The organism is Williamsia sp. z34, from assembly GCF_059553395.1.
The window spans coordinates 499,949-518,133 of record NZ_JCANWW010000004.1; the positions used below are offsets into that span (position 1 = coordinate 499,949).

Here is an 18,185-nt window from a genome sequence, read left to right on the forward strand (position 1 = left end):
CTACGCTTGAAGCGGACCGATCAGGGAGGCGAAGAGGAGTGACACGAACTCCAGGCGACGGGGACACCGGCGGCGATGATTCCGAGACCGACTCCCGCATCGAAGACAACGTCGACGACGCGACCGGGGCAAGATCAGGGCCCGAACAGGCCCACCGCAGGACCCACGACGATGCCCGCGACGTCGAACACGACGATGACGCGGTCGACGACGATGACGACGACGAGGTCCCCGGGAAACCGGCCACCCCGTCGGGTCCGCTGTCGCCACTGGCGAGCCGGGTCGGCCGGTTTCGTCAGTCCGCTGCCGAACTGCGCCAGTCACTGGCCGGTGAGGCCAGCGCGCAAGCCGCGCATTCCAAGCTCCGGGAACGTTCCCTGCGCGTTCCGAACGAGGGCACCGTCGCCACCATCGAGGTCGACGAGCCGGGTGTACCGACCGAGGTCCCGCCGGATCTGACCGCCGCCGCCTTCTTCGACGTCGACAACACCCTGGTGCAGGGCGCTTCGATGATCCACTTCGCCCGGGGCCTGGCCGCCCGCGACTACTTCAGCTACCGCGACGTCATGGAGTTCGTCTGGGCCCAGGCGAAGTTCCGTATCACCGGCCGCGAGAACTCCGGGGACGTCGCGCAGGGCCGGGAGAAGGCCCTCTCGTTCATCGCCGGACGCGAGACCGCAGAGCTGGTGCGGCTGGGCGAGGAGATCTTCGACGAGTTCATCGCCGACAAGATCTGGCCGGGGACCGCGTCCCTGGCCCAGATGCACATCGATGCCGGCCAGCAGGTCTGGTTGGTCACCGCGACACCGGTCGAGCTGGCGCAGACGATCGCCGACCGGCTCGGCCTGACCGGAGCGCTGGGCACCGTCGCCGAGAGCGTCGACGGCGTGTTCACCGGCCGGCTCGTCGGCGACATCCTGCACGGCCTCGGCAAGGCCCACGCCGTACGCACCCTGGCGATCCGCGAAGGGCTCAACCTCAAGCGCTGCACCGCGTACTCGGATTCGCACAACGATGTGCCCATGCTCTCGCTCTGTGGCACCGCGGTGGCCATCAACCCGGACGCCGATCTCCGGGATGTCGCCCGGGTCCGCGGCTGGCAGATCAGGGATTACCGCACGGCCCGCAAGGCCGCGAGGATCGGTGTGCCGACGGCGGTGCTCCTCGGCGCTGCCGGCGGTGGTGCCGCCGCCGCCGTCAAACACCTCCGCCGCTGACCCAACCCCCGATAATGTGCCCTTTTGGCGCACCCGACCTGGGGTTTTGTTCGCCAAAAGGGCACATTATCGGGGGGTGGGGTCAGCCGAAGTAGATGCTCCCGCGACGACTGAGCATCTTGAAGAGGGTTTGCTGGATCTCTTCCCGAACGTGGTCGGTGAGGTCGAACACGACCATCGGATCGTCGGCGGCCTGCTCGTCGAAGTGACCGGTCTCGATCGGCGTCCCGAAATGGATCTTCCACTTCGACGGCAACGGCACCAGTCCCAACGGACCGAGCAGCGGGAACGTCGGGGTGACCGGGAGATACGGCAGACCCAGCAATCGGGCGATCGGCTTGAGGTCACTGAGCATCGGATAGATCTCTTCGGAGCCGACGATCGACACCGGGATGATCGGGACGCCCGCCCGCAGCGCGGTGGTGACGAACCCGCCGCGACCGAAGCGCTGCAGCTTGTAGCGGTCTTTGTAGAGCTTGCCGATGCCCTTGAAACCTTCGGGCCAGACCGCGGTGAGCTCACCACCCCGCAACAGCCGCTGCGCGTCGGCGGTGCAGGCCAGCGTCGAACCGGTGCGCCGGGCGATCTCGCTGATGAACGGGGTGTCGAAGACGAGGTCGGCCGCGAGCACCCGCAGGTGCCGGTTGGTCGGATGGTGGTCGTGCACCGCCACCGACGTCATCAGCGCGTCGATGGGGATGGTGCCGGCGTGATTGGCGACCAGCAGTCCCCCGCCGTCGAGCGGCAGGTTCTCGATGCCGCTGACCTCGACGCGGAACCACATGTCGAACAGCACCCGCATCGCGGGCAACCACACCGATTCGGTGAAGTGCTGATCGAAGCCGAAGTCGTCGACCTCGTAGTCGCCGGTGACCCGCTGCCGCAGGTATCCCGCGGCACCGGTGATCGAGTGGGCCACCGCGCCGCGGACGGCGTCGAGTCCGAGCAGCGACGACGACTCGGGTTCGGCGAACTCCCCCGCCGCCAATTTCGCCCCGACATCGGCGGTGATCGGTGTGACCGGCGCCTGATGAAAGTCGTCGGTGTTGGGATGACCGTTGGTCGGGCGGGCATTGTTGGTCGAATTCTGTTGCGGCGGATCAACTTTCACCCCACCCGGGGTCGCCTGGGAAGGATGTCGCCGTCGCGCACGCCCGTTCGGCCCCGGTGAACTCGAATAGAGCTCGATCACCTTCGCCGTCCGCGCATCAGTTGTTCGGTCCCGACCCGGCACCAGCACACACCTCCCTCAAGCTCAACGCTTGCCACCCCTGGATGTCGCATTCACGCCACAACATCTTGATTGTCCCCGCCTCGACGGCTTTCGCGCCACCCCATCTCGTTTCCGATGACAAATTGCCTGCTGGTTCACGTCAATTGCATCGCAGCCCTGCGCGCCCATCGCTCCATGCGATACCAGGCCTCCGGCGAGATCACCGGTTCCAGAGGTTTCCGCGACAGAAAATCGTCGAACGTCTCGATGCTCGTATACGTGGGTACGAAACCGAGTTCGGTCCGCATCCGGGTGGTGTCCAGGACCCGGCCGAAGGTCACGTAATCGACCTGGTCGAGCTGCATCGCCGTCACGCGCATGCCCCGGTACACCCCCGCCACGGTTCCGAGCATCGCCGCCGGGACGGGCATACCGATCCGGCCGGCCCGGCGGACCGCCTGGGTCAGCGTCATCACCCCGTCGGCGGCCACGTTGAAGATCCCGGGCCGGCCCGCCAACGTGGCGTGCTCGAGGGCGGACAGCGCGTCCTCCTCGTGCAGGAACTGGAACCGCGGTTCATGTCCGATCACGACCGGGATCACCGACGACGAGAAGTATTTGCTCATCCGGGTCGAGATCTTCGGGCCGAGCATCGCGGACAACCTCAGGATGGTGACGGTCATGTCCGGACGCCGACGCCCCAGGCCCCGGGCATACCCCTCGACGTCGATGAGGTCGCGGGCGTATCCGTTGGTGGGTTCGACGCGGGCGGCGGTCTCCTCAGAGAAATGCGCCGGATCCGCCGAACTCGACCCGTAGATGAGCCCGGCCGACCGGACGATGAACCGCTTGACCGTCGGGCTGCGCTGAGCGGCCGCGCACAGCTGCATGGTGCCGATGACGTTGAACTCTTTGATCGCCGCCGAATGGCCGACGGCATCCATCACCGATGTCGCGGCGTGCACGATCGTGTCGACCCCGGCCTGGTCGATGATCTTGGCGATGCTGGTCCGACGGATGTCGGTACGGATGAACTCCGCCCGACCGAAGCGTCGCTGCATGTCTTTCGACGGCACCAGCGAATCGACCGCGATCACCCGGTCGATCGCCGGATTCTGGGCCAGCCGGGTGGTGAGATAGCCGCCGAGGAACGTCGAGGCACCGGTCACCAACACGACTGCCGGCGCAGCCGCCGCCCCGTCCCGATGCTCGGTCATGCGCCCAGCGTACGGAACTTGTTTCGGATTTAACCAGAGAGTCGCGGGTTAACATCTTGATAATCCGAACCAGCGACTTCAGATCGTCACGATCACGATCCGACGGACCCCGAAAATGACGAAACCCGCCGACAATGCGGCGGGTTCTGTCATCGGGCGAGAAAACTCACTTACCGAGTTTCCTGCGCTGCACTCGCGTGCGACGCAGCAACTTGCGGTGCTTCTTCTTCGACATGCGCTTGCGGCGCTTCTTGATCACTGAACCCATCTGGGAACTTCCTCACGATCTGACCTGATGGTCCTACAGGTTTTGGCCGTCCACACAGGGTGGCTCACTTACTTCGCGCGCCAGAACACCGGCGAACGGGTCGCCTGCAAACCTTACCGGCACAGCGACCCGTGGCGAAATCCACCCCGGATCGAAGACCGGCGACCACTGGCCGGTGCCGACATGTTGGCAGGTCAGCACCGCCCGGCCCGTGGATGTTCGTCCACGGCCCGTGGCGGGGCGTTTGCCGGCGCCGGGCCTAACCGGCGTCGAAGTACGACGTCTCGAGATAGTCGTGAACCGCCTTCGCGTGCACGCGGAACGAGCGACCCACACGAACTGCAGGCAACTCGCCGTTGTGCACCAGGCGATACACCGTCATCTTGGAGACCCGCATCAATGTTGCGACCTCGGCGACGGTGAGGAACTGGGTTCCACCACCGGCGTTGTCACCTGACTTGTTTGCAGATGCCATGAAAATTTCATACCTCCGGTGCACGCGTCGCGGCCGCAGGCTTCCCCTCCTGCGGACTCCAGACACGCACGTGCTGTAGGCAGCTTAGCGTGGCGGGTGGGGTCAGTGCGACGCGAGTGGGCAATTGTTCCTAATTGGCGCCGATCGATCGTGGTCGTGTCCCGGTAAACGCCGACGGCGGTCGCATCCGGGAGAGAGGCTCCCGGATACGACCGCCGCGGCAGTTCGCAGCCTCTCTATGAGATCTCCGTGTCAGTCGGTTTCGATCGCCGAAAGCACGGCCTTGCCGATCTGCTCACTCTTGGCCGCGCTGGCCAGGACCGCCTCCGAGACCGCATGCCGCAGTCCGTACCGCTCGAACTCCCGCACCGCGGCCGCGGTGGTCCCGGCCGGTGAGGTGACCGCGGCCCGCAGATCCACCGGGGAGACCCCGGAGTCCGTGAGCAGCACACCGGCGCCGCGGATGGTCTGGGCGGCGAGCTCGGTCGCCATCGCCCGGGTCAAGCCCAGGCTGACACCGGCATCGGCCATCGCCTCGGCCATCAGGAACATGTACGCCGGACCGGACCCGGACAGCGCGGTGATGGCGTCCATCTGCTTTTCCGGGACGACGACAACCTTGCCGACGGTCTCGAGCAACGTCACCACGGTCGCGACGTGCTCCTCGGTGGCATACCGGCCACCGGACACACCGCACATCGCCTCGCCGACGAGCATCGGGGTGTTGGGCATGACCCGGACGACCGGTGCGCCGGCGGGCAACGCGTTCTCGTACTTCGCGGTGGGCAATCCGCTGACCAGGGTCACGGTCAGCCGTTCCTTCTCACCCATGTCCTCGATCTCGGCGATCACCGACAGCACCGAGTCGACGTCGCCCGGCTTGATGGCCAGGACGACGATCGCGGCACCTTCCACCGCGTCGGCGATGTCCGTGACGCGGACGCCGTAGTCATCGGTCAGCTCTTTTGCCCGGGCGGCGAATTTCTCGGCCACGACGAGGTCTTTGACGGGCTTGCCGGTCCGGATCAGCCCGGCCAACAGGGCCTCGCCGATGTTGCCGCCGCCGACGATTGCGATTCGCTGGGTCATGAAGTCACTTTCTCACGCTGAAGATTGATGGAGGTGTGCGTCGGGGGGTCGGGGATCAGGTGGCGTCCGGGACCAGGGCGAGCTGGCGGGACTGCACGACAACGTTGCCGGTCGAGTCGATGACCACGTGGTCCTCTTCGAACCAGCCGTGCCCGACCTCGGTGCTCGACGACTCGATCCGCAGCCAGCCCGGCGCCGGATTGCGGCGCAGGTAAGTGGTCAGCTGCATGGTCGGAGCCCATCCGAACAGGTGCAGGTTCATCACCACCGGAGCGCTCAGATCACCGGCGAGTACGGCAAAGAGTCCGTCGGGCGCGGTGGTCTTCGGGCGGGCCCACATCCGGAAGACCGGGTCGGCCTTCTGGCCGCGCACGAACGCGACCGACTTCTCCTCGATGGCGATGTCGAGGACCGCGCCCAGATGCATGATCTCGGCCATCGGGCTGTCCTGGATGTAGATCACGTCGTCGCCGGGCTCGGCGGGCATATCCCGCAACGACGAGGGTGCCGAGTAGTGGCTTTCGGTGTCGGGGGTACCGATCGTCACGGTCGAATGAACCAGGTTGCGCCCGTTCTGATGAACCTCGACGTCGACCAGCGACACCCGGCGCCCGCGCTTGCGTACCCAAACCGCGAGGGTGATCTCGGCGGGATCGGGTGCTCCGAGGAAATTCGTGGCGATCGCCATCGGCGCCAGCCCCTGGGCCGCGGGCCTTTCCGGGTCGGCGGTGGCGATGAACCCGGCCAGCGCCGCGTTGGCGGTGAGCATCTGCAGGGTGCCGCCGTGAACCTTGGGGCCGATGGTGAAGACGGGGTCGATCTGCGCGGTGTACTCGATCCGGTCCGATTCCGGATCACCGACCTGCTGCAGGGTGTTGACGATGTCAAGGTTGGGCACAGACAACTTACAAATACTCCTGTGGTTATGCCCGCTCGAGGTTTGTTCTTGCGAAATCCAGTGAGCGGGAAAGGATCTCGCGACGCTCAGCTTTGGTGTTCACCGCACTGCTGCTGACTTCCAAGATGACCGAACCGGAGAAGTCGCCCTCGGCCAGTCGACTACACACTTCCACACAGGGTTGAGAACCTTCACCGGGGACCAAGTGTTCGTCGACCGCGGCGCCCGAACCATCGGCCAGATGCAGATGACGCAGGCCGGTACCCATCCGTTCGAGCATCTCGATCGCATCGATCCCGGCGGTCGACGAATGGGACAGGTCGAGCGTGTAGTGCGCGAAGCCGTCGTCGGTCGGATCGATCGAGGTGGCAAACGCGGACACCGAGGTGCCCGGTCCCCCACCGCGCCGCAGCATCCGGTCCGCCGCCTCCTCGTACTTGCCGAAAAACCGGTCGGTGCGGATCGGGAACATGTTCTCCACCGCGATGGCCACATCGGAGTCGTCCTCGAGGATCTGCACCAGATCACGAAATCCGTTTGCGTACTTCCGCTGCCACCGGAACGGCGGATGGACGACCACGGTCTTGGCGCCGAGATCCTCGGCGGCAGCCACCGAACGGGCCAGTTTCGCGGCCGGATCACGTCCCCAGACCCGTTGCGAGATCAGCAAACACGGCGCGTGCACGGACAAGACGGGTAGTTGGTAGCGCTCGGACAGCCGCGCGACCCGGGTGATGTCCTGACTCGCCGCGTCCGCCCAGACCATCAACTCGATGCCGTCATATCCCAGGTCGGCGGCGTACTGGAATGCGGCTTCGGTGTTCTGCGGATAGACAGAGGCCGTCGACAGTCCGACCGAGATGTCGCCCCGCAGGAGCTCACGACTCGGGCCCACGTCGGGCAGCCGTGCTGAGATGTCCCCCGGTGGGGATTCCGGACTCGCCGGCACCTGGAGTCAGTCCCCCGCAATCAACAACAGGACAAGCGGACCGATCGTCACCAGCAATCCCACACCCATCGCCAGCAAGGTGCTGATCAGATCGTTGCTCCGCCGCACGACGTGAACCATCGTCACCAGCCCGAAGATCACCGCCACCGACAGGATCAACGCGAACAGGACGTTCCAGCGCCACAATTCGGTGAAACCCCAGAACAAGGCCACGCCGACGGCGAGCCCGGCCAGTACCTGACCGATCAGCACCGCCCATTGGACCGTCGGGGATTGTTCTTCTGCGCCGCCCGAGGGGGCCGGGGTCAAGCCGCGTCCTGAATCCGTGGGTTCGGGAACATTTTTGATCAACGATGGCTTGACGGTCTTGTCCACGGGCGGTTTGTCGGCGGCATCGCCGGCATCGGGACCCGAGGTCGCGGCGAGAGAGGTATCGGTCCCGCGAACGCGCCCGATCTCTGACGTCGGGGATTCGTCCGCGACCTCAACCGGCTTCGCCGTGTCGTCGTCTTCGTCTTCGTCGTCGGCAGCGGTGATGGCGGGGGCGGCAGCGGTGGCGTCGGGATCTGCGTCGAAACGGAGATAACGATCTGCGGACTTCGCCGCCTGCGCCCGCGACATCGGCAACGATTGCGTTGCCGGCTCGGATGCACGTTCCGGTTCCTGTTCGGGCGTCGAGGCCCCGGACGACGATCCGGATTCGGCCACCTTCGGGATGAACTGTGTCACAGTCCGATCCGCGTGGCCATCACCATCATGGTCGGCCTCGGACCTCGTCTCGGTCGCGGCTTTGCGGCCGAACCCGAACAGACCCCGCTTCTTCTTGACACCCGAGGATGCGGTGGCAGTGTCCGCACCGGTCTCGACGTCTTCGAAGTTGCGGTACCGCTCGAACTCTCGTTCCCGCTCCGCAGCACTGAGGACGTGATGGTCGTCGTCACCACTGTCGTCCACCTGCGAGTACGCCTGCATCGACGGGATGACACCGGTGGTTTCCTCGTCGGGACCGCCGGCGCTCGATCGAGTGCGCGCCGAATCCTGTTCGGACGCACCCGCCTTTGACGCCGCGTCCGCGGCAGCATCACCGGAGTCGGATTTCTGGGCCGGCCCCGATTGCGCGGTCGACGGCTTCGCACCCAGTGGCGCCGGCCGATCAGGTGCACCGGGTGTCGGCTTCACCCCGGTCTGCGCGGCCGCAGCCCGCTTCGAGACCTCCGCGGTGCTGAAGTCCCGGGTCGGCGGCAACGTCGACGGCGAATCCGCCTTCGACTCAGTCCCTTCCGCAGCCTTCGGCCGGGGCTTGTCGTTGCTCTTCGACTGTGATCTGTCGGCAGCCTTCGGCTGGGACGCGTCGGCAGCCTTCGGCTGGGCGGTCACCCGGGGGATCTCGCCGGTCAACTCCGCAACCGACACCGAGTCTTTCCCGCCACGACGACGACGCCCGGTCGCAGTCGGCGAATTACCGACCGCCGAGACCACATCGTCGGCACCCTGCTCTTTGGCACGGGCCAACAGCTCGGCGACCGAGATCGGACGCGATTCGGGATCCATTCCTCTGGCCATGAGTTACTTCACCATCCTTAGCGTTGGCCCGCCGGCAATTCGGCATCACTGGACTCCAGGTCCAGCCTGCGTAGGATCACGCCTTCTCGGAGGGCCCACGGGCATATCTCCAGGGTATCGACCGACAGAGCCCGCATGGTGGACTCGGCCACGAGTGCGCCGGCCACCAGCTGTCCAGCTCGGTCCACACTCACTCCCTCCAGCTCTGCCCGGTCCGATGTGGTCATCCGTGAGATGAACGCGATCAGCTGTCGAAGACCATCACTGGTCAGTGTCCTCTTAACCCGGGGTCCAGCACTGGAAGGCGCCGCCCCGGTGAGTCGCGCCAACGACCGGAACGTCTTGGAGGTACCGACGGCCATGTCCGGTCGTCCCGCGGCGATCAGCTGTTTGGATGCCACGGCCAACTCGGCATCGAGCCAATCGCGGAGCACGGCCACCCGTCGACGCCCCGGCGGATCCTCCGACAGCCACTCCCGGGTCAGCCGTCCGGCGCCGAGCGGCAGCGACAGCGCGACGTCCGGTTCCTCGTCCACACCGTTGGACAGCTCCAACGAGCCACCACCGATGTCGACGGCCAGGATCCGACCGGCACCCCAGCCGTACCAGCGGCGGACCGCCAGCGACGTCAGACGGGCCTCATCGACCCCGGAGAGCACCGTCACGCGGACACCGGTCTGCGCCTGGACCCGCTCGAGCACCTCGTCGGAGTTCGTGGCGTCCCGGACCGCGGAGGTGGCGAAGGCCATGACCTGCTCGCAACCCGAGGTGTAGGCGATCTTGGTGAACTCGTCGACCGCGTCGACGAGGGTGTCGGCGCCACGACGGGTCAGCCGACCGTCGCCGTCGATCTGCTCGGCGAGTCGTAAGGTCGACTTGGTCGAACTCATCGGGGTCGGGTGACCGCCACGATGTGCATCGACCACCAAAAGGTGGACTGTGTTGCTCCCGACATCTAGCACTCCTAAACGCACGCTCTACAACCTAATGCGTCTACCGTTGGCAATTGTGCACGCAGCCTCCAAAATCGCGCCGAAACCCGAAGTTCCTCTCGACTTCCCACGCGAGTGGTACGAGTTCGTCGACCCCTCGAACCCCGAACATCTGATCAACGCAGACCTGACGTGGCTGTTGTCGCACTGGACCTGCGTCTTCGGGACCCCCGCCTGCCAGGGCATCATCGAGGGCCGCGAGAACGACGGGTGCTGCAGTCATGGCGCCTATCTCTCGGACGACGACGACCGCGAGATCCTGGCCAAGGGCATGGCGCAGCTGACCCCCGCCGACTGGCAGTTCTACGAAAAGGGTTCTGGCAAAAACCCTTTGGGCAAGCGCGGCTATCTCGAAGAGGACGATCTCGACGGCGAGCCCGCCCTCAAGACCCGCAAGTACAAAGGTGCGTGCATCTTCCTCAACCGTCCCGGGTTCGCCGGCGGCCAGGGTTGCGCGCTGCACTCGATGGCATTGCGCAAGGGCATCGAACCGCTCGAGGTCAAGCCCGAGGTGTGCTGGCAGCTGCCGGTCCGGCGCGAACAACAGTGGGTCGAGCGTCCCGATGGCGATGAAGTACTCAAGACCACGATCACCGAGTTCGACCGGCGTGGCTGGGGCTCCGGCGGCGCGGATCTCAAGTGGTACTGCTCGGGGTCACCCGACGCGCACATCGGCGAAAAGCAGGTCTGGCAGTCCTACCGGCCGGAGCTGATCGCGCTGATCGGTGAGCCCGCCTACGACGAACTGGCCAAGATCTGCTCGCGGCGCAGCGCGCTGGGGCTCATCGCCATCCATCCGGCCACCGCAGCCGCGACCAAGCGCCAGGAAGGCGACATCAAGTACGCCCAGCATCCCGAAGAACACGCCTGAGCGCCGGGACGTGTGATCAGGGCTCGAACTTGTAGCCCAGCCCCCGGACCGTCACGAGGTGTTTCGGGTTGCCCGGGTCCGCTTCGATCTTGGACCGCAACCGCTTGACGTGGACGTCGAGGGTCTTGGTGTCCCCGACGTAGTCGGCTCCCCAGACCCGATCGATCAGCTGCCCTCTGGTCAGGACCCGTCCGGCGTTGCGGAGCAGGTATTCGAGAAGGTCGAACTCCTTGAGCGGCAACGTGATCGGATTTCCACCGGCCGACACCGTGTGCCGTTCGACGTCCATGGACACCGGCCCGGCCTCGATCAGTCCACCGTCGAGGTCGACGCTCTCGCCCTCGACACCACCGCGTCGCAGTACCGCCCGGATCCGGGCGATCAGCTCACGCGCCGAATACGGTTTGGTCACGTAGTCGTCGGCGCCGAGCTCGAGACCGACCACCTTGTCGATCTCGCTGTCGCGGGCGGTCACCATGATCACCGGCACGGAGGAACGCGCGCGGATGGCCTTGCAGACCTCGGTGCCCGAGGCGCCGGGGAGCATCACGTCGAGCAGGACGATGTCCGGTCCCACCCGTTCGAACTCCGGCAGCGCGCTGGCCCCGTCGGTGACGATCGTGGCCTCGAACCCTTCCTTACGGAGCAGAAATGCAAGCGGGTCGGCCAAGGAGATCTCATCCTCGACGATCAGCACGTGTGTCAAAGGCTCAGTTCTTTCTCTTCGAAGACCACCGGCGCCGGTTGGGACTTGGTGATCGCGGGTGTCTGCCGGCCCTCCGACAGGGACGGCTCGGTGACGAGGGGAATGGTGAGCGTGAAGGTGGAGCCGGTTCCGGGCTTGCTCCACAGGTCGATGGCGCCGCCGTGATTGGAGGCGACGTGTTTGACGATCGCGAGCCCGAGGCCGGTGCCGCCGGTCTTACGGGACCGGGCCTTGTCCACCCGGAAGAAGCGTTCGAAAACCCGCTTCTGATTCTCGGGTGCGATGCCGATGCCGCGGTCCGTCACCGCGATCGCCACCATCTTTTGGTCCCCGACGGTCACCACCCGGCGACTGACCGACACCGCGGTTCCGCTGGGTGAATAGGCGATGGCGTTGGCGACGAGGTTGTTCAGGGCGGTCAGCAGCAACGTGTGGTCACCGTGGACGTGCAGCCCGGAATCGTCGTCGGCGGTCAGGCTGATCCCGGCGGCCTCGGCGTTGATCTGGGCCCGGTCGAGGACGTCGTCGATCAGCGGATCGACTTCGAGGTCGTCGAGGTCGGGCAGCCGTTCGGCACCCTGCAGGCGCGAGAGCGCGATCAGTTCGGAGACCATGTTGCCCAGACGCTGCGACTCGATGTGCACGCGCTCTGCGAAATGCTCGACCGAGTACGGGTCGTCGGACGATTCCATCAGCGCCTCGGCCAGCAGCCCGATCGCGGCGACGGGTGTCTTGAGCTCGTGGGACACATTGGCCACGAAGTCGCGTCGGGTCTCCTCGACCCGGGCGTTCTCGGTGTCGTCCTGTCCGTAGACCACCGCGTAGCGTTCCTTGCCGTCGGTGACCAGGCCGATGCGGCAGGACACCGCATGGACCTTGCGGCCGGGACTGCGCCCGGTCGAGACGAAGCCGCCGGAGCCCTGTGGCGGAACGAAGCTGAACTGCTCGACCGCGCCGGTTTCCAGGGTGACCCGGGCGTGCTCCCAGACGTCGTCGTCGAGCAGATGCTCTCGAACCATCCCGAGATAGACCGCCCGCTCGTTGTAGAAGACGACGTCGCGGACCACGTCGACCACTGCCAGTCCGGTCTCACCGCCCTCGATGATGAGGTCGAGCAGGGTCGCGCGGGTCATCGGCAGGTTGTCGGTGCTCGTCGCCGGCGGCGTCGATTCCGGCGACGACCGCGTCGGCGAAGGGCCGGGCGAGGGCAGGTCACGAGGAGTAGTTCGGCGTCGGCCGAGGAACCATCCGGCCGCCCCACTGATGAGAAGTGCCAGGATGGCCACTCCTGCGACAACGATTACGGTCACAGGCAAATCTTACGGGCAGCGCGGCACAACACCTCTGCAGAATGCTCGCCATCCACGGTCGATAACAAGTCTTGCCGCGAGTGTTCGATCGTTGTTCATCCGAAAGTCGCCCCGGCGACTTTCACACCCGTCGAACTCCGACGAAAACAGGTCACCTACCGGTCAGCGCGTGACCTCGGTGGCCATTGCCGCATATTCGGGGTGCCGTTCGATGAAATAGCCGACGTAGGAACAGAGCGGAACCACGTCTTTCCCGGTCTTGGCGATGTCGTCGAGAACATACTTGACCAGGTGCGCAGCGTAACCCTGGCCGCTGTATTGATCGAGCACGACGGTATGGGTCAACACCACCTGATCGGGTTCGTTGACATAGTCAAGATAGCCGACGTACATGTCGCCGACATACATTTCATAACGCTCTTGAGGGACTGAATGCAACACGCTGATTTTGGGCGTGCGCGTATCTTCCCCGACCTCTGATGTGTTTTTGCCCACCATGGACCCAGAGTAGACCCCACCCGGAAATCTGAGTCCCGGTTTTACGACAACCGCAGGGGAATTACTTCCCCTGCGGTTGGTCGAAACACTCGCTACTTGTTGCCCTGGGCCGCCACCGCGGCGGCACCGGCCTTGGCGGCCTCGGGGTCGAGGTAGTCGCCACCGGGATTGAGTGGTTTGAGGTTCTCGTCGAGGTCGTACCGCAGGGGGTTGCCGGTCGGGATGTTGAGCCCGGCGATGTCCGCGTCGGAGATGCCGTCGAGGTATTTGACCAGGGCGCGCAGGGAGTTGCCGTGCGCGGCCACCAGCACCGTCTTACCGGCCCGCAGGTCGGCGGCGATGGTCTCCTCGAAGTACGGGATGAGCCGCACCACAACGTCTTTGAGACATTCGGTCAACGGGACCGCGGGCAGGTCGGCGTACCGCACATCGCCGTCCTGGCTGTATTCGCTGCCCTTTTCGATGGGCGGCGGCGGCACGTCATAGCTGCGGCGCCAGAGCATGAACTGCTCGTTGCCGAACTTCTCCTTGGTCTCGGCCTTGTTCAGACCCTGCAGCGCGCCGTAGTGGCGCTCGTTGAGCCGCCAGTCGCGGACCACCGGGATCCAGTGCCGATCCGCGGTGTCGAGGGCGATCTGCGCGGTGGAGATCGCGCGGCGCAGCAGCGAGGTGTAGAGCACGTCCGGGAGCAGGTCGTGCTCGACGAGCAGCTCGCCGGCGCGGACGGCTTCGGCCTCGCCCTTCTCGGTCAAGGCGACATCGACCCAACCGGTGAACTGGTTGGAGGCGTTCCACACGCTCTCGCCGTGGCGCATCAGGATCAGGGTTCCGTTGCTCATGAGGCACTAGTTTTCCACAGCCTCGCCTCTTCGACACCCATCACCTTGCGGCAGTGACCATTTACACTGACGCCATGCTCCCCGGCGCCTGGAACTTCCGCGATGTATCCGACCTCAAAACCTACGAAGGGCGTTGCGTCGGTGCGGGTTTCCTGTTCCGCAGTTCCGAGCTCAGCGGTCTGGAGGACAGCGGTGTCCGAAAGCTCTCCGAACTGGGTGTGACCGACGTGTTCGACCTGCGCGATCTGCCCGAGGCGCAGCGCAGCGGATTCGACCGGGTACCCGACGGCGTGCAGGTACACGCGCTGCCGTTCGGATTGAGCCGGCGCGACGGCAAGGCGCCGCACGAGATGACCTCGGCCGAATACACCGCTGCCCGCGGCCAGTACATGCTCGACGTCTACCGGATGATGCCGGCATTGCCGGGTGCGATGAGCGCCGTCGGGTCGGCCATCAAGATCCTCGCCGACCCCGATCGGCGTCTGCTGACCCACTGTGCGGCCGGCAAAGATCGCACCGGTTGGGTCACCGCCATCGTGCTCGACACCCTGGGCGTGCGCCGCGAGGAGATCTTCACCGACTACCTGGCCAGCAACAACGACATCGAAGCTCTCCGCGCCCACCTGATGCGGGTGTACGGCGCCGACTCCAAGGACGGTGAGCCGTTCGAGATCTCCGCGGACCTGCTCGGCGTTCGCGAAGAGTTCCTGGACACCGCCTACGCCGCGATGACCGACGCCTTCGGCTCGCTCCCCGCCTATCTCTCGGCATGCCAGGTCGGCGACGCCGAGGTCGAGGCGCTGCGCAACCGCCTGCTCGTCTGAGCTCCTCACCCGTCGACCGGCCGTGATCGGAATCACTGTCTGACTTGTTTGTAGCTCCCACATGCATGCATGATGCAAGTAATGAACAGCAGAGACAGCAAGCCGGTGCAGCCACACGTCCTGATCGCGGTGTTGTGCTTCGGCGGCCTGCTCGCGTCGTTCATGCAGACCCTGGTCGTACCGATCGTCGGCCGGCTCCCGGGATACCTCGACACCAGTCCCGACAACGCCTCTTGGGTCATCACGTCCACCCTGTTGACCGCCGCGGTCGCGATGCCGATCGCCGGCCGGCTGGCCGACATGTTCGGCAAACGACGCGTGATCCTGTTCTCCATCGGCGCGATGGTGGTCGGTTCGGCGGTCTGCGCGGCGACCAGCATGGTGCTCCCGATGATCATCGGCCGCGGGCTACAGGGGCTGGCGATGGGCATCATCCCCTGTGGCATCAGCTTGCTCCGCGAGAAACTGCGACCCGCCCGGGTGCCCGGTGCCATCGCAACGATGTCGGCCACCCTCGGCGTCGGCGGCGCGATCGGGATGCCCGTTGCCGCGTGGATCACCCAGACCTATGACTGGCACGTCCTGTTCTGGACGTCCGGAGTGCTCGCGATCATCACGTTCCTGCTGGTGTTCGTGTTCGTCACCGAGTCCGAGACCCGCTCCCCCGGAACGTTCGACGTGATCGGCGCCGTGGGTCTGACCGTGGCCCTGGTCAGCCTGTTGCTCGCCGTGTCGAAGGGCTCGACGTGGGGATGGACCAGCGGACTGACGCTGGGCCTGGCCGCAGTCGGTGTGGTCGTCCTGGTGGTGTGGGGCTGGTTCGAGCTGCGCACGAAGTCACCTCTGGTCGATCTTCGTGTCTCGGCCCAGCCCGTCATCGCCGTCACCAACGCCGCGTCGGTGCTCTTCGGTTTCTCCCTCATGGCGATCGGCCTGTCGGCGCCACAGTTGTTGCAGATCCCGCACATTCCGGGACTGACCGACTACGGCATGGGCCAGTCCCTGATCGCGACGGGCCTGATCCTCGCCCCGGGCGGTCTGATGATGATGTTCCTCTCGCCGGTCTCCGCGCGGTTGAACATCAACATCGGCCCCAAGTTCACCCTGCTCATCGGCGCACTGTTCATCACGCTCGGTTACGTGATGTCGGTCTTCCTGATGTTCGAGCCCTGGCAGATCCTGGTGTGCAACCTGGTCGTCAGCACCGGCGTCGGCATCGGGTATTCGGCGATGCCCGCGTTGATCATGTCGGCCGCACCCCTGCATCAGATGGCCGCGGCCAACAGCCTGAACTCGCTGATGCGCTCGATCGGGACGGCGATCGCGTCGGCGTTGCTGGCAACGATGCTCACCACGTCGACGGTCGACATCGGTATCGGCTTCCCGGTCCCGGCCGAGTCGGCGTTCCGGCTGGTTTTCATCGTCGGCAGTGCCGCGGCTTTGCTCGCGGCCGTGCTCGCGCTGTGCATCCCGTACAAGTTCACGCGGCAGAGGGCGGTCGAACCGATCATGGCAAAGGAAAAGGTCTAGCCACCCCATCGCAAACGCTCCGGATATACGAAGACGCTCCGCACATATGCGGAGCGTCTTCGTATTGGTGGAGCGTTTCGTGACGGTCTACTTCCGCAGATCCTTGCGCAGGATCTTGCCGGCCGCGCTCTTCGGGATCGACTCGATGAACTCGACGGCGCGCACCTTCTTGTGCGGGGCCACCTGCGACCCGACGAACTCCATCACCTGCTCGCCGGTGAGGTCGCTGCCCTCACGCTTGACGACGAACGCCTTGGGGATCTCCTCGCCGCTCTCGGGCTCGATGACACCGATGACCGCCACGTCGACGACGTCGGAGTGGGTCAGCAGCAGCGCTTCGAGTTCGGCGGGCGGTACCTGGTAGCCCTTGTACTTGATCAGCTCTTTGAGCCGGTCGACGATGTAGACGAAGCCGTTGGAGTCGACGACGGCCATGTCACCGGTGTGCAGGAATCCGTCGGCGTCGATCGTATTCGCGGTTTCGGCGTCGTTGTTCAGATAGCCGACCATCACGTTGGGACCGGCCACCCACAATTCGCCCGGCTCACTGACACCCTCGGCGGGAATGTCGATGTCCTCGCCGGTCACGGGGTCGACGATCTTGTTGATCGTGTTGGGAACCGGCCAGCCACATGAGCTGAGCGGCGCCTGCGGGCCGTCGGTCTCGCCGGCCGCGATGACATGGCTGACCGGGCTGAGCTCGCTCATGCCGTAACCCTGGATGACCTGTGTGCCAAGACGTTTGGCAACGGCCTGGCCGAGGTGCTCGTCGAGCGGCGCGGCACCGGACATGATGGTCTTGACCGACGAGAGGTCGTATTCGTCGACCATCGGATGCTTGGCCAGCGCAACGGCGACCGGCGGCGCGATGAAGATGTAGCTGCACTTGTAGTTCTGGATCGACGACAGGAACTGTTCGAGGTCGAAGCGCGCCATCACAACGAGTTTCGCGCGATTGAGCAGTGCGGCGTTGAGCAACACCGTCATCCCGTAGATGTGGAAGAACGGCAGCACCGCGAGCACCGCGTCGCTGGCCTGCATCTTGAGCAGCGGCTGGATCTGCAGGACGTTGGCGACGAGGTTGCGATGGGTGAGCATCACACCCTTGGGGTTGCCGGTGGTGCCCGAGCTGTACGGCAGCACCGCGAGATGGGTGGCCGGGTCGAAGCTGACATCGGGCGCAGGCAGACCTGCGGACAGCAGGTCGATCGCGTTGGGGTTCGGGCTGTCCTTCTCGCCCGGGCCGTTGAGAACGATCACCGCGCTGTCGGGCAGACCGACCTCGGCAGCGGCGGCCTTCGCCTGCTCTTCGAGCTGCGAGATGGTGATCAGCATCTTCGCGCCCGAGTCCTTGAGCTGCTTGACGATGTCCTTGGCCGTGAACAGCGCGTTGACGGTCGTCGCCGTGGCACCCGAGCGCAGGATCCCGTGGAAGACAAAGGCAAACGCCGAGGTGTTGGCCGAGTGCAGGGCCACCACGTCACCGATGCCGATACCGCGGGCCGCCAGGGCTCCGGCGAATCCGTTGATTCGCGCGATCAACTCGCGGTAGGTGGTGCCTTCGGTGGCACCGGCGTCGATCGCAGCAACCCGATCGAGGTCTTCCTCGCTGATCGACCCGAACAACGTGTCATAGACCGAGGTATCCGAGATCTCGACAGGGGGATAAGGGCTCTTGAAACTCATGATCTGTGCGACCTCCGCAGTGTGTTACCCGGCGCAGTGT

At 65.4% G+C, this 18,185-nt stretch carries 18 protein-coding genes; 4 read left to right on the plus strand and 14 right to left on the minus strand.

Annotation, left to right across the window (positions count from 1 at the left end):
* Positions 1 to 38: 38 nt before the first annotated feature.
* Positions 39 to 1,217 carry an HAD family hydrolase gene (locus AC51GT_RS13395; RefSeq protein ID WP_496329069.1) on the plus strand — a complete coding sequence of 393 codons (1,179 nt, stop codon included), beginning with the start codon at positions 39 to 41 and terminating at the stop codon, positions 1,215 to 1,217.
* Between the two features lie 82 nt (positions 1,218 to 1,299).
* Here AC51GT_RS13395 and AC51GT_RS13400 read toward each other — a convergent pair whose 3' ends face one another.
* The 9 genes from AC51GT_RS13400 to AC51GT_RS13440 form a co-directional block, all read right to left on the minus strand.
* Positions 1,300 to 2,457, minus strand: coding sequence for a lysophospholipid acyltransferase family protein (locus AC51GT_RS13400; protein WP_496329070.1), 1,158 nt, complete (start codon positions 2,455 to 2,457; stop codon positions 1,300 to 1,302).
* Between the two features lie 128 nt (positions 2,458 to 2,585).
* Positions 2,586 to 3,647 carry an NAD-dependent epimerase/dehydratase family protein gene (locus AC51GT_RS13405; protein WP_496322986.1) on the minus strand — a complete coding sequence of 354 codons (1,062 nt, stop codon included), beginning with the start codon at positions 3,645 to 3,647 and terminating at the stop codon, positions 2,586 to 2,588.
* Positions 3,648 to 3,813: 166 nt separating this feature from the next.
* Positions 3,814 to 3,915: a 30S ribosomal protein bS22 gene (locus AC51GT_RS13410; protein WP_003402602.1), complete on the minus strand. Its 102-nt coding sequence runs from the start codon at positions 3,913 to 3,915 to the stop codon at positions 3,814 to 3,816.
* Positions 3,916 to 4,174: 259 nt separating this feature from the next.
* Positions 4,175 to 4,390 (minus strand): helix-turn-helix domain-containing protein, encoded by a 216-nt coding sequence (locus tag AC51GT_RS13415; RefSeq protein ID WP_496322985.1) that lies wholly within the window; start codon positions 4,388 to 4,390, stop codon positions 4,175 to 4,177.
* Positions 4,391 to 4,642: 252 nt separating this feature from the next.
* Positions 4,643 to 5,479 carry a pyrroline-5-carboxylate reductase gene (proC, locus tag AC51GT_RS13420; protein ID WP_496322984.1) on the minus strand — a complete coding sequence of 279 codons (837 nt, stop codon included), beginning with the start codon at positions 5,477 to 5,479 and terminating at the stop codon, positions 4,643 to 4,645.
* Between the two features lie 55 nt (positions 5,480 to 5,534).
* A complete protein-coding gene (locus AC51GT_RS13425; protein ID WP_496329105.1) occupies positions 5,535 to 6,377 on the minus strand; it encodes a thioesterase family protein in 843 nt (280 codons plus the stop codon).
* A 25-nt stretch (positions 6,378 to 6,402) separates the two neighbouring features.
* Positions 6,403 to 7,272, minus strand: coding sequence for a sugar phosphate isomerase/epimerase family protein (locus AC51GT_RS13430; RefSeq protein WP_496323340.1), 870 nt, complete (start codon positions 7,270 to 7,272; stop codon positions 6,403 to 6,405).
* A gap of 60 nt (positions 7,273 to 7,332) precedes the next feature.
* Positions 7,333 to 8,889 (minus strand): Rv0497 family membrane protein, encoded by a 1,557-nt coding sequence (locus AC51GT_RS13435; protein ID WP_496329071.1) that lies wholly within the window; start codon positions 8,887 to 8,889, stop codon positions 7,333 to 7,335.
* A 17-nt stretch (positions 8,890 to 8,906) separates the two neighbouring features.
* Positions 8,907 to 9,863: a Ppx/GppA family phosphatase gene (locus tag AC51GT_RS13440; RefSeq protein WP_496322981.1), complete on the minus strand. Its 957-nt coding sequence runs from the start codon at positions 9,861 to 9,863 to the stop codon at positions 8,907 to 8,909.
* A 13-nt stretch (positions 9,864 to 9,876) separates the two neighbouring features.
* Between AC51GT_RS13440 and AC51GT_RS13445 the strand changes: the two genes are divergently transcribed.
* Positions 9,877 to 10,752: a DUF3109 family protein gene (locus AC51GT_RS13445; protein WP_496322980.1), complete on the plus strand. Its 876-nt coding sequence runs from the start codon at positions 9,877 to 9,879 to the stop codon at positions 10,750 to 10,752.
* Between the two features lie 16 nt (positions 10,753 to 10,768).
* On the opposite strand, the gene AC51GT_RS13450 is transcribed toward AC51GT_RS13445, so the two are convergent.
* The 4 genes from AC51GT_RS13450 to AC51GT_RS13465 all read right to left on the minus strand — a co-directional run bounded on the left by AC51GT_RS13450 (position 10,769) and on the right by AC51GT_RS13465 (position 14,105).
* Complete coding sequence (locus AC51GT_RS13450; RefSeq protein WP_496322979.1) at positions 10,769 to 11,458, minus strand: winged helix-turn-helix domain-containing protein; 690 nt, start codon at positions 11,456 to 11,458, stop codon at positions 10,769 to 10,771.
* Positions 11,455 to 12,768 (minus strand): sensor histidine kinase, encoded by a 1,314-nt coding sequence (locus AC51GT_RS13455; protein ID WP_496322978.1) that lies wholly within the window; start codon positions 12,766 to 12,768, stop codon positions 11,455 to 11,457. Before AC51GT_RS13455 ends, AC51GT_RS13450 begins: the two co-directional genes overlap by 4 nt.
* 162 nt (positions 12,769 to 12,930) lie before the next feature.
* Positions 12,931 to 13,176: a GNAT family N-acetyltransferase gene (locus AC51GT_RS13460; protein WP_496322977.1), complete on the minus strand. Its 246-nt coding sequence runs from the start codon at positions 13,174 to 13,176 to the stop codon at positions 12,931 to 12,933.
* Positions 13,177 to 13,358: 182 nt separating this feature from the next.
* Positions 13,359 to 14,105 carry a phosphoglyceromutase gene (locus AC51GT_RS13465; RefSeq protein ID WP_496329072.1) on the minus strand — a complete coding sequence of 249 codons (747 nt, stop codon included), beginning with the start codon at positions 14,103 to 14,105 and terminating at the stop codon, positions 13,359 to 13,361.
* Between the two features lie 53 nt (positions 14,106 to 14,158).
* Between AC51GT_RS13465 and AC51GT_RS13470 the strand changes: the two genes are divergently transcribed.
* Positions 14,159 to 14,929 carry a tyrosine-protein phosphatase gene (locus AC51GT_RS13470; protein ID WP_496329073.1) on the plus strand — a complete coding sequence of 257 codons (771 nt, stop codon included), beginning with the start codon at positions 14,159 to 14,161 and terminating at the stop codon, positions 14,927 to 14,929.
* Between the two features lie 81 nt (positions 14,930 to 15,010).
* Entirely contained in the window at positions 15,011 to 16,459 is a 1,449-nt protein-coding gene (locus tag AC51GT_RS13475) for an MFS transporter (protein WP_496329074.1), read from the plus strand.
* Between the two features lie 87 nt (positions 16,460 to 16,546).
* On the opposite strand, the gene AC51GT_RS13480 is transcribed toward AC51GT_RS13475, so the two are convergent.
* Positions 16,547 to 18,145 carry an AMP-binding protein gene (locus tag AC51GT_RS13480; protein WP_496329075.1) on the minus strand — a complete coding sequence of 533 codons (1,599 nt, stop codon included), beginning with the start codon at positions 18,143 to 18,145 and terminating at the stop codon, positions 16,547 to 16,549.
* Positions 18,146 to 18,185 lie beyond the last annotated feature (40 nt).